At 65.6% G+C, this 12,212-nt stretch carries 7 protein-coding genes; 4 read left to right on the top strand and 3 right to left on the bottom strand.

Annotated features, from left to right (window positions below):
• The first annotated feature begins 3 nt into the window (after window positions 1-3).
• Window positions 4-1,065 (top strand): SPOR domain-containing protein, encoded by a 1,062-nt coding sequence (locus tag VHL31_RS01480; RefSeq protein ID WP_329659442.1) that lies wholly within the window; start codon window positions 4-6, stop codon window positions 1,063-1,065.
• Here VHL31_RS01480 and VHL31_RS01475 read toward each other — a convergent pair.
• From VHL31_RS01475 to VHL31_RS01465, 3 genes are all read right to left on the bottom strand, one after another.
• Window positions 1,052-2,368, bottom strand: a complete 1,317-nt coding sequence (locus VHL31_RS01475) for an AmpG family muropeptide MFS transporter (protein ID WP_329659425.1) — start codon at window positions 2,366-2,368, stop codon at window positions 1,052-1,054. The two genes, VHL31_RS01480 and VHL31_RS01475, sit on opposite strands and share 14 nt — an antisense overlap.
• A gap of 64 nt (window positions 2,369-2,432) precedes the next feature.
• On the bottom strand, window positions 2,433-3,032 hold the full coding sequence (locus VHL31_RS01470) for a polysaccharide biosynthesis/export family protein (RefSeq protein ID WP_329659424.1): 600 nt from the start codon (window positions 3,030-3,032) through the stop codon (window positions 2,433-2,435).
• A 134-nt stretch (window positions 3,033-3,166) separates the two neighbouring features.
• The gene (locus VHL31_RS01465) at window positions 3,167-4,543 is read right to left on the bottom strand and encodes an outer membrane beta-barrel protein (protein ID WP_329659423.1); all 1,377 of its coding nucleotides are present in this window, start codon (window positions 4,541-4,543) and stop codon (window positions 3,167-3,169) included.
• 300 nt (window positions 4,544-4,843) lie between these two features.
• Here VHL31_RS01465 and VHL31_RS01460 point away from each other — a divergent pair, with 300 nt between their 5' ends.
• The 3 genes from VHL31_RS01460 to VHL31_RS01450 form a co-directional block, all read left to right on the top strand.
• Window positions 4,844-5,593 carry a metallophosphoesterase gene (locus VHL31_RS01460; protein WP_329659422.1) on the top strand — a complete coding sequence of 250 codons (750 nt, stop codon included), beginning with the start codon at window positions 4,844-4,846 and terminating at the stop codon, window positions 5,591-5,593.
• Window positions 5,594-5,857: 264 nt separating this feature from the next.
• Window positions 5,858-7,735 (top strand): autotransporter assembly complex family protein, encoded by a 1,878-nt coding sequence (locus VHL31_RS01455; RefSeq protein WP_329659421.1) that lies wholly within the window; start codon window positions 5,858-5,860, stop codon window positions 7,733-7,735.
• 111 nt (window positions 7,736-7,846) lie between these two features.
• Window positions 7,847-12,212, top strand: a 4,366-nt coding sequence (locus VHL31_RS01450; RefSeq protein WP_329659420.1) for a translocation/assembly module TamB domain-containing protein, incomplete at its 3' end; no start/stop codon positions are given.

Here is a 12,212-nt window from a genome sequence, read left to right as displayed (position 1 = left end):
TCCGTGGACATGTCGTCGGGGGTTCCATTGGCGCAGACGATGCGTCCGGTACGCAGCATCGAACAGCTGTGCAAGCGTGTCACGTCGATCCTGCTGACGGCGACACTGTTATGCCTTTCCGCGCTTGCGGCTGTCCATGCTTCGGGAGATCCACTTCTGGATGCCTATCTGGAGGGCGTCGATCTCTATCGAAAAGGCGACCTCGACGCGGCGATCCCCAAGCTGCGCCGTGCGGTCGAGCTGTCGGAAGAGCGCAATGGCGATGACTCCCCTGAACTTGCCCTTGACCTGAACAATCTGGCGGAAGCCTTGCGCCGTGCGGGCCAGCTGCCGGAAGCGGAGAAGCTGCTGCGCCGCGCCTACGCGATCGACCAAAAGCAGGGCGAGGCCGGCAGCGCGGCGGCGGCCGCCACGCTGAACAATTTGGGCTTGGTGCTTGCCGCAAAGGGCGATCAGGCCGGAGCCTTGAACGCTCATCGCGCCGCTCTCGCGGCTGCTGAGAATTCGCAGGGCAAGGATCATCCGGACACCGCGCGTGCCGCCTACAACCTGGCACTGGCCGAGGCCGCGGCGGGCGACTTGGAGGTGGCGCAGGCACTCGCCTCCAGGGCCGCCTATGTGGCCGAGCGGGCCCTGGGCGACCGGCATCCGCTCACCCGGCAAATGCGCAACACCGAGGCCAGGCTGCGCAGCATGCCGAGGCCATCCACTGCCGCGGTCGAAACCGCCCAACTGCCGAAGGCGTCGCCACAGCCCGACCTGCCGAAGACAGCCACTACGGAGCAGGCGAGGACACCGGCTAGAAAGTCTGGACGAACCTATGCGGTGCAGTTGGTCGCATTGAGAAGCGAAAGCGAGATCGACGCGGCCTGGCTGGCGCTGCGTCAGCGGTACAGGCGGCTTGGCACGACCGATCGCCTGCCGGCGACCTTCGTGGATATTGAGGGTCGCGGTCGGTTCTATCGGCTGCTGGTGGGACCCTACATGGCACGCGCCGATGCCGAAGCGCTCTGCAAGGGATTGAAGGATGACGGCGGGGACTGCCGGGTGATCATCCGGAACTAGCTTCGAGCCCGGCACGAGGCACGGGCCGATCTGTAACCTCGACCTGCCGCCGGAGCCACAGGACAAGTCCAAGGCCCGGAAGGGCGAGCAGGGCGGACAGCACGAAGAAGCCGGGCCATCCCATCGCCTCCGCCACGAAGCCTGACGACGGGACCATCACGAACTTGGCAAACAGCTGCATGAACGAGGTCAGCAGGGCGTACTGCGTCGCCGTGAAGTGGGTCGTGCACAGGGAGGAAAGGTAGGCGACGAAGACCGCGGTCCCCATGCCGCCCGTCAGGTTCTCCACCAGGATCGCGGCATAGAAGGCAGGCTTGACCGGACCCAGCACGGCGAGCCCAGCAAAGGTCAGGTTGGAGGCGCCTTGCAGCAGCCCGGTGACCAGCAGCGCGCGCAGAAGGCCCAGGCGATAGGCCACCACACCACCCAGCACACCACCGAACAGGCCGACGAACAGCCCGAATGTCCCCGAGACCTCCGCGATGTCCGTCTTGGTAAAACCAAGGTCGAGGTAGAACGGATTGGCCATCAGCGTCAGCATGACGTCCGACGCCTTGTAGAGCGAGATGAACAGCAGGATCATACAGCCTACGGTCGTTCCGCGCCTGGCGAAGAAGTCCTTGAACGGCGCCACCACGCCCTGGGCGAACCAGCCCATGAGATTCACATCGGCCTCTGCCGGCGCGGACGGAGCTGACGGTTCTGGCGCCAGCAGCGCCGCAGCCACGCCGACCAGGACGAGCCAGGCCATCACCGTATAGGTTTCCGCCCAGCCAAGCCGGTCCGCCAGAAAGAGCGCGCCCGCGCCCGCGACGAACATTCCGATGCGGTAGCCGACGACGACGACGGCCGCTCCCGCTCCCAGCTTCTCGGTTGGAAGCACCTCAACGCGCCAAGCGTCGATCACGATGTCCTGGCTCGCGGCGAAGAATGCCACGGCCAGAGCGGCCCACGCCGTGCTCAGGGTGGATTGAGCCGGATCCACTTGAGCCAGGATCGCGATCGAGCCGATCAGCCCAGCCTGGGTGACGAGCAGCCAGCTGCGTCGGCGGCCCAGGAGACGGGTCAGGCCGGGAACCGGCACCCGATCGACCAGCGGTGCCCAGGCGAACTTGAAAGTGTAGGGTGCCAGCACGTAGGCGAACAGCCCGATCGTGCCCGTGCTGATCTCCGCGTCCCGCAGGCGTGCGCTCAGGGTCGACAGAACCAGGAGAAGCGGCAAGCCGCTGGAGAACCCCAGCAGCAGCACGAACAGGATGCGGCGGTCACGATAGGCGGCCACGGACGCGAAGAACGATTTCATCCTTCGCCCCCGGCTCTCATGCATGGCGGGCACCGACGGAGCCGCCGGCGCCCTGCCGGCCCGATCAGAAGAAGCGCTCGGGTACCTCAATGATGTCACCGGGCGACACGCGCTGTCCGCCCGCGACGATCACGCTCGGAGCATTCGAGCCGCCGCGCTTGAGCATCACCTCGTCCTTGGCCGCCCGATAGCCGAACCCGCCTGCCAGGGAGATCGCCTGGTCCACGGTCATGCCGTCCACATACTCGTAGGAACCGGGCCGATTGACCTCACCTGTAATGTAGAACGGTCGGAAGTTGGTGACCGCGACGCTGATCTGCGGCTGGATCAGATATTCGCCGTCCGTGTAGGCCTTCTGGATCGCCTCTTCGAGTTGGCGGGTGGTCAGGCCGTTGGCGTCGATGGTGCCGACCAGCGGCATCGCGAAGCGGCCGGTGCCATCCAGCTGGAACTCGCCGGACAGATCCTCGTGACGGAAGACGATGACCCGCACCCGGTCACCGCTGCCGAGTTGATATTCGGTAGTCGGCACGACCTCCGGTGCCTCGGCCGAGCCGACGACGTTAGGGGGTGTAGAAGTACCGGCGCCGCAAGCGGACAAGCCGATAGCGGAAAGTGCCAGGAGAACCAGCATAGCCAGTTTCATGGTCATCGAGCGCGTCATGCGGAACGTCCCAAGGTCAGGCGAGGGCCAAGTTATGTCATGGCTCCATGCAACCACATTCTGTGGCCTGCCAGCGCGTTAGGCAAGGATCCTGCCGTTGCCGTGGCTGCGGATGTTGCCGCAGTCACCACTGCCTACATCTGCGCACGCAGCCTCAGCATCACGACATGCTTGTCGTAGTCTCCACCCTCGGACGTCGAGTCCTGCGTCCGGAATTCGTACTCGGCACCAGCACTGAAGTTGCGAGTGAGGAGGTAGTCTGCACCAAAGCCCGCCGTGTAGATGTCGCGCTCCAAGGTGGTCTGCTCGTAGTCCTCGTTCTCGTACACGAGCTGTGCGTTGAGGATCAGGTTACGCAGCAGTTCATGATGGCCGACCAGGGCGACGTCGGTCGACAGGCGGGACGTGCCGCCCGAGCTGGAGGGCAGGAAGTCACGAGATCCGATCAGCTGCAGTGTGGAGAGTGTCGTGACGTTCCAGGTCAGTGCGACATCGGCCGAGAGACCATCCTGGTTCTCGAAGGCGTCGCTCTTGTACTCCTGCTTCTGGTAGCCGATCGACGCTTCACCGAACAGGATCGACGTGAAATCCAGCGACGTGCCGACACTGAGGCCATACTTCTCCGAGTCCTGGTCTCGCCCGCCAGAAGTCTCGTTGTCGTAGTCGTAGAAGAGATAGTTGGCCTGGGTGAACACGCCGATCCGTGGCGACAGCGCGTAACCGACGCGCAGGTTTCCGCCGTACTGCTGGTTGTTTCGGACGCTCTGGTCGACCGTCTGCCCATCAACCTCGAACGAGTCGTAGTCGTACAGCCGGTAGAGGAGGTCGCCGGCGAGCGTGATCCTGTTGAACCGGTGCTGGTAACCGCCTCTGGCCACGTAGCGGTCGTACTCGGCGATCTCGCTGTCACCAAAAACGACGCGATCTGGGTCGTCCTTGCTTTCATGCAAGCGATCATAGGACGCCTGAGCACGAAATGACCCCGCGCGGGAGACGTCATACCGCCCGCCGACACCCAGGCCGAAATCGAGGAAGTCGTTCTGGTCTTCGCTGAGGTACTTCCCGCCATCAATATAGGCCGATGCATTCAACTGATGACGCGACCAGGTGCTGGTGGCGTTGATCTCCGGCGTGACCCCCAGGATGATGTCGCTGTCCTCGTCGTCCTCCGTCGCATTGACGTTGCTGTCGAAGGAGATCGAGGTATCGATGCTCGGGAAGAGAAGGAAGGTCCCGGCCCGGATCCCGAGCGGGTCGTAATCCGGACGCGGACGATCCTGAACGGCAACGTTCGGATTAACTTCCTGCCCGCTCACCTGATAGCGGTTGTCCAGAAGCTGCTGCGCCCGACCGATGGTGTTGTCGTCGTCGTCGTCCTCGCTGTCGGGCCATGCGATGAATCCACCGGACTGCCCCCCGGCAGCCTGGCCCCCTGTCTGCTGGGCGAGAGCAGCGCTTGAGAGCACGAGCAGCGCACCCAGAGCCGTGGTGCTCAGCAAGGACAAGCGCATCAGGAAGATCCTCTACGTTCGCCTTCGTGGCCGAAGGCACATTGAAGTAAGCTTCCGGGGAAAGGCCGCCGGTGCATCTCGATCGGACGATCTTTAGACATCTGAGGATGGCGCTGACAACCGACACGGCCACCGTCTATAGCCGACAGCGGGCGCTGAATGCCGCTGCGGCAACCGGTTGTGGTCGAAGGGCCACAAGCAGAGACGAGGCTGGTCGGGGCATTGGACGAGGTGGGACCGGGTTTGCTGACGAGGCTGTTTCGGAAGGGGCGAGAGGAGGCTGCAAGGCCTACGCCGTCCGTGGGCGGTCGCTCGCCCCGCCTGCCCCGTGGAATCCGGGTCTATGTGGTCGGCGATGTGCACGGGCGACTCGGGCTGCTCCGCCAGCTCGAGCAGATGGTGGCAGACGACCATTACGGTCGGGGCGACAGCTGCCGGGCCTGGATCGTCTATCTCGGCGACTATGTGGACCGGGGGGCGGAAAGCAGCCAGGTTCTCCAGCACCTGATCATGGGACCGCCCGAGGGCTTCCAGGCGATCCACCTCATGGGCAACCATGACCTCTGGCTGCGCGAGTTCCTGGATGACCCGGCTTATGGACCGAGTTGGTACAAGCACGGGGGCGACGCGACCCTCCTGAGCTACGGCGTGCGGATTGATCCCACCAAGGCCGAGGAGGAGCGGTTCGTCGAGGCACAGGTAGCCATGCGCCTGCGCGTTCCAGAACAGCACCGCAGGTTCCTGCGCGGACTGGAGCTGGGATTTTCCATCGGCGACTATTTCATGGTGCATGCTGGGGTCATGCCGACCAAGCCCCTCGACCAGCAGTCGGTCGAGGACCTGCTCTGGGTTCGGGAGCCTTTCCTGAGCCATCCGGGCGAACTGCCCAAGGTGGTGATCCACGGACATACGGTCGAAACTCATCCGACCGAGCGGCGTCATCGCATCGGGATCGATACCGGAGCCTGCTGGACCGGAAAACTGAGCGCGGTCGGCCTGGAGGAGGACCAGCGCTGGTATCTCCAGACGAACGTCGAAGAGATGAGCTAGAGAGGCAGATCGCTGGTATCAGCGATCACGGCGATGCGCTGGAACCTCCCGGACATGCTTGTTGTTTCTGGATGGATGTTCATACCAGCCAGCACCGGGGCAACCGGGTCCCACCTGCCATTTCTCGTTTGCGGTGTCCGGCGTCAGTCTCGAATGTGTGCCCGACGTCGGCCGTACAACAGGAACCATGCAGGAAGTGCTCGGCAAGAAGAACATCCCTGCAAACCAGGGGCCATCTCGAAGCAAGCCGCTGGCAGGCCGCGCGTGAACCTCTTCGAGCGGCTCTCCACCAGAACCGTGTTCCGGCTGGCACTTGTCTGCCTGTTGCTGGCCCTCGGCGCATGTGCGGAGGAAGCGGACGACGAGCTGGCGATGCAGGAGCCCGATCCGGGCATCCCGTATACGGTGGAGTTCCAGGGACCTATCGACCCTGAGCTGTCGGCGATGCTCGACCGGGCTTCGGATGCCAAGCGCGGGGAGGAACAGCCCCCGGTCGACGAACTCGTCCTGACGCAGCGTGCCCTCCGGGATGTCGGCAACCTGACCCGCGCGATGCAGTCGCTCGGCTACTATGACGGGCAGGTGGAGTGGCGTCTCGAGGACGCGCCGGCCGACGGGACCGACGTCGAGAATGCCGCTCAAGCGAGCGATCCGCTACGGCCGCGTGAGCTGATCTTCACGCTGCAGCCGGGCCAACGCTACCGGCTGAACCAGCCCCGCATCGAGGCGGTCGGACCCGACACGTCGGCAGTCAAGCTTCCCTCCCCCGAAGAGCTGGGCCTGGTGGATGGCGCACCGGTGAATGCCGAAGCCATCCTCTCGGCGGAGCAGCGCCTGGTCGATATCGTCCGCCGGCAAAGCCGCCCTCTGGTCAAGATCGGGCAGCGCAGCGCAGAGATCGATCCCACCAGGGGAACGCTCGATCTGGTTCTGTCCGTGGAACCCGGCCCTGCCGCCAATTTCGGTGCCATTACCTTCACCGGCATCGAGGGGATCGACGAGGGTTTCCTGCGTGCCCGCCTGAGCATTCACGAGAACGAGCCTTATTCGCCCGATGCGTTGGAAGAATCCCGGCGCGACCTCGTGGATACGCAGCTGTTCTCGACCGTTCGGGTGATCACCCCCGATCAGCTGGACGAGACGGGCCGACTGCCCGTCCAGTTCGTCACCAGCCAGCGCGCGCCCCGCTCGATCGCCGCGGGCGCCAGCTACCGTACCGACGAGGGCCCAGGCGTGTCGGCGTCCTGGGAGCACCGCAACTATTTCGGCGCCGGCGAGCGTGTCGCGGTAAGCGCGCTCATTTCGGCTGAACGCTACGCACTGGTCGGCCAGTTCCGCAAACCCGACTTCCTTGCACGCCAGCAGAGTCTCCTGATCGACAGCTCGATCAAGCACGAGGACGTCGAGGCCTACACCAGCGATTCGATCCAGATCGGCACCGCGATCGAGCGCAGGCTGGGCGACCGCCTCACTGGCACACTCGGCGTCTCCTACCGCTTGTCCAACGTGGAGCAGGAGGGCAGCAGGGAAACCTATGGCCTGGTGTCATTCCCGGCCGGTCTGAACTGGGACACCACCGACAATTTCCTGGATCCCACGACCGGCGGCCGGCTCGTCGTCAATGCCGGGCCGTACTTCGATACCCTCGGATCCGGCGCGGCGTTCGTGAAAGCGCAAGGCACCTACAGCCACTACCTGTCGCTCACCGACGATCGACGGTTCGTCCTGGCCTTGCGGGGCTCGATCGGCACGATCACGGCGCAGAACAGGGATGACGTGCCGCCGGACGAGCGTTTCTATGCCGGCGGTGGCGGCTCCGTCCGCGGCATCGGCTACCAGCTGGCAAGCCCCCTTGATGCCGATGACGATCCGCTGGGTGGCCTGTCGCTTGTCGAGGTCAACAGCGAGATCCGCTGGCGGATCAACGAGACCTTCGGGCTCGTGGCCTTCATCGATGCCGGCTCTGCCTTCGATGATCCGGTGCCTCTCTCCGGCGGCGAACTGCAGGTCGGCACCGGCATCGGCGCCCGCTACTACACGCCGATCGGGCCGGTCCGCCTGGACGTGGCGGTGCCGGTGCACCGCCGTTCCGGCATCGACGATGCTTTTCAGGTTTATGTGAGCATCGGGCAGGCCTTCTGACCGCCGATCCACGTACAAGTCAGGCATGGAAGGAACGTCGGGGATTCACCCGCCGTTGGTCCTCAAGGTGCCGATCTGGCAAGGTCACGGGGTGAAAAGGAGCATGGTCGGTTGAAGTGGCTGCGTCGCGGAGCGACCGTCCTGGGGATCCTGGTGGCGGTCCCGTTGTTGTTGATGGTCGTTCTGCTTGCGGCCGTGCAGCTGCCGGTCGTGCAATCCTGGCTCGCCGCGAAGGTAGCGGAGCTGACCGCCGACACCGACATGCAGGTGCAGATCACCGGCCTCGGCGGATCCATCCCCTTCTCCCCCTCCATGGGGCGGCTGACGCTCGCCGACCGCCAAGGGGTCTGGCTGGAGGCCGATCAGGCCCGTCTCGACGTGGCCTGGACCGAGCTGTTCGCCGGCGTCGTCCATGTCCGCAATATCGGTGCGCAGCGCATCGCGATGCTGCGCACCCCTGTTTCCACCTCACCGGAGCCACCGCCCGAACCGTTCTCGCTGCCCGACCCGACGGCACTGCCGAGATCGATCCCGAAGCTGCTGGTCGACAGGCTCCATATCGACCGGATCGAGCTGGCCCGGCCCGTGCTTGGCGAACCGGCGGTACTGACACTCGACGGCGCCTTGACTGCCAGGAACGATGGCAAGGTCGTGGATACACGCCTCGACCTGCGGCGGATCGACCAGCCCGATCTCACGCTGGCGCTGTCGGGCATCGTCGACCTCGCCACCCAGCACCTGGACGTCGACCTGACGGCCAGCGAGACCGGCGGCCTGACCGGCAAGCTGGCCGGGCTGCCGCATGCGGGCGATCTCCAGCTCTCGATCAGGGGCGATGGTCCACTCGACGACTGGCGCGGTCGGCTCGACCTGGATCTCGCGAACGTGGCAGCGGCCGATGCCGACCTCATGCTTGGGATCGCTGATCAGGCAACGGTCGGGATCGACGGCGAGGTGCGTCCTGCGGCTGGCCTGCTTCCGGCCGACATGCAACCGCTGGTGGGTGACAAGGTGGACCTTGCGCTGCGTGGTCATGTCGCTGGTGACGGCGCCGTACAGCTCGACCAGCTTCGCGTCGTTCTGGCGGCCTTGCAGTTGTCCGGACAAGCAAGGGTGCCGGCCGACGAGAATGGCCCGAGCGGCCGGTTCACGGCCGACATTCCGGATCTTGGCAGCTTCGCAGGCTTGGCCGGCACCGATCTGGACGGAAGGCTGCAGGCGATCCTGTCACTGGGTGGCACGCGCGCGAAACCCGCCGCCGAACTGCGCCTGGACGGCGCCGACTTCAGGTTCAACCAGATCTCCCTGGCGAAGCTGGACAGCGAGCTGGACCTGCAGGCTGGTTCGCCGCTGGGCGAAACGCTCGATTCGGGTGACTTCAATCTGACGGCTACGGCATCCGGGCTGGACTTGCCGGGAGTCGACATGCCCGAGGAGGGACCGCTGACGCTTTCTGCGGCAGGAGCGGCCGAGCGGGACGGACAGGTGCGGCTCGCCGAGCTGAACGTCGTCGGACTGGGTGCGACCCTGCGTGGCCAGGCAGATATCGACACAGATAGCCTGCAGGGCAACGGCACGCTGCGGGGCGATGTACCGTCGTTAGGCGTGCTGCAGCCGTTCCTTCCGCCGGACTGGCAGGCGCTGGCCGGCCATGGCTCGCTTGACCTTGCCTTTGCCACGACGGATGCCGGCGGTGGCGACGGTGACAGCAGCTTCTCGCTGAAGCTGGCCGAGCTCGATGGATTGCCGCTCCAATTCCGGGAGGTCCTGGGACCGCAGGTGACTGTCGCCGCCCAGGCATTGATCGAAGATTTCCGCCATATCACCGTCAACGATCTGTCCGCCGAGACGGCGGCCGTCACCTTGGACGGTCAGGGAGCGGTCGACCTGGACGGCGGGCCGGTTTCGGCCAGCATCAAGGCAGTCGCGGCGGATCTTGGCAGGTTTGCCGCCCTGGCAGGGCAGCCTCTGGCTGGTCGGGCCAACCTCGACGTCGATGTTACGGGAACTTCGTCAGCACCGGCCGGAACGGCACAGCTGCGAGTCAATGAGCTTGCTGGCCTGCCCGACGATGTGGCGGCGGTGCTGGGCTCTTCGCCATCCTTGCAGGCGCGGGCCGCGCGACGTGAGGATGGCACCCTCTCCCTCGACCAGCTCGAACTGCAGACGGCATCCGCCGTCGTCGACGGTACGGGCAGCTATGTACCCACGAGCGGCGCGATCAGCGGCGTCCTGAATGGACGGGCCGAGGATCTGGCCTTCCTCGGCCGCTGGCTGGGTGGAGAGCCCCACGGAAGCGCAGATCTGCAAGTCAGGGCGACAGGGACCACCTCCGAACCGGCGGCAACCGTTGCCGTGCGCGCGGACGGCTTGTCCGGGCTGCCTGCTCGATACGCCGACCTGGTCGGAGACAAGGTCACGCTGGACATGGAGGGGAGCATCGCCCCTGCGGAAGACAATAGCGGCATCCGGCTAGCTCAACTCGCACGGATGGAGTTGCGGATGGCTGCGCTGTCAGCGACCGGCAGCGGAGCCTACAACCTTGGCGACGAGGCACTGCAGGGTACGCTGCAGGTCGACATGCCCGACCTGTCGAAGGCATCCGCCATCGCTGCTACGGATCTGGCTGGGCGGGTTCGTGTGGACATGACCGCGGATAGAAGTCTGGCCCAGCCTAAGATTCAGGTCCGCCTGGACGGGGAGGACATCCATGCCGCCGGGCGCAGACTAGGCAAGGTGACGGCCCGGCTCGACGGCGAGGATCTGATTGCCGCCCCGGGCGGTACGCTGGAACTTGCCGTCGCCCCTGGCCAGGAGCCCCTAACCCTGAAGGCCAGGTTCCGCAAGGATGGCCCGGTGGTGGCACTGCCGACGATCGAGCTGCGTGGCCCAGGGCGGCTGGCGCTGGACGGCGATTTCACGATCCAGACGGCTCCCGTTTCGGCGACCGGCAAGCTGGTCGGCGGGGTGAGGGATCTGGGGGCGCTGGAGCCGTTCGCCGGGGTGCCATTGCAGGGGCGGCTCGATCTGGACCTGCAGGCGAACGGAGCTGCAGGACAGAGTGCCAAGGCATCCGTCAGGGGCAACGGCCTCGGCATGCCTGGCGTGGTGACGGTCGATGCGCTTACCGTCGAAGCGGCGCTGAGCGATCTGCTGGCCACGCCCGGCCTGCGCGCCGACTTGGTTGCCGATGGCATCGAGCGCCCAGGCGTAGAGCTAACCCGCACGACGCTACGCGCCAGCGGTTCCCTCGAAGCACTGACCGTCACGGCGAGCACCAACGGCAAGGCCACGGTGCCGCTCCAGATCGAGGCGGGTGCCAACGTCCGGCGCGACGGTGACCGCACCGTCGTCGACTTGACCATGCTCGCCGGCACCATCGCCGACAAGCCGCTCCGGCTGCAACAGGCAGCCAGGATCGAGTTGTCGCCGACGCGCACCGCCCTGTCGAACCTGGACCTGCGCTACGACCAGGCGAGCCTGTCTGGCAGTGTCGCCCTCGCCAGTGAACGTGCCGATGGATCGATCCGGCTACGTGGCCTGGACTTGGCTGCGCTCCAGAGCCTGGGTGTGCCGCCCTTGTCAGGGCAGGTCCAGGCGGACCTGGCGCTGGCCGGCACTCTTCGCGCTCCGCGGATCGAGCTTACCGGCAGGGGACGCGGGATCGGGGTCAACGACGGCACCGTCGCGACCGGGACGCCACTCGATCTCGACCTCACGGCGAACACGACTGGCAGCCAAGTGAGCGGCGAACTGAATGTCAGCGGTCTCGGCCAGGCGCCACTTCAGCTTAGGGCTCAGGCTCCGCTGACGCTGTCGCTACAGCCATTCAACGTCGCGCTCCCACCCGATGGTCCACTGGCCGGCGCACTGACCGGCTCCGCCGATCTCGCCCGGATTGCACGCTTCGCCGCACTCGATGGGCAGCGCGTTCAAGGCGCGCTGGTCAGCGACCTGCATCTGTCGGGGACGCTTAACCAGCCAGCCGCCAACGGCAGCCTGCAGATTCGCGATGCCACATTCGCCGACACCGGCAGTGGTGTGGCCCTGCGCAATCTGGACCTTGCCCTCCAGGCCACCGGCCGCCAGATCCGCATCGAGCGGCTGAGCGCGACTGATGGTGGGTCAGGCCGGTTGAGCGGTAGTGGCAATGTCGACCTGGGCCGGCCGCACCTGCCGTTCCAGGTGTCGATCCGCCTGGACGAGTTCCGGCCGGTCTATCGCGACGATCTCCTCCTGCGGCTGGGAGGAGACCTGAACGTTACCGGCGACAGTGCGGCTGCCAATGTCACGGGGCGCTTCCTGGTCGATCGGGCAGAAATCTCCATTCCCGACGGCGGAACGGGCGGAACGATTCCTGTCATTGAGCCGACAACCGGTCCGGGTGCGCCGGCCGAGTCGGAGGATGGAACGGCTGGGCTCGGCTACCAAGCCAATCTCGACATCACGGTCGACATGCCCGAGCGCATCTTCGTGC

The sequence above is a fragment of the Geminicoccus sp. genome (genome assembly GCF_036263595.1).
GTDB lineage: Bacteria > Pseudomonadota > Alphaproteobacteria > Geminicoccales > Geminicoccaceae > Geminicoccus.
Note: the sequence above shows the minus strand (reverse complement) of the source record. Positions and strands in the feature narration are given on the sequence as shown.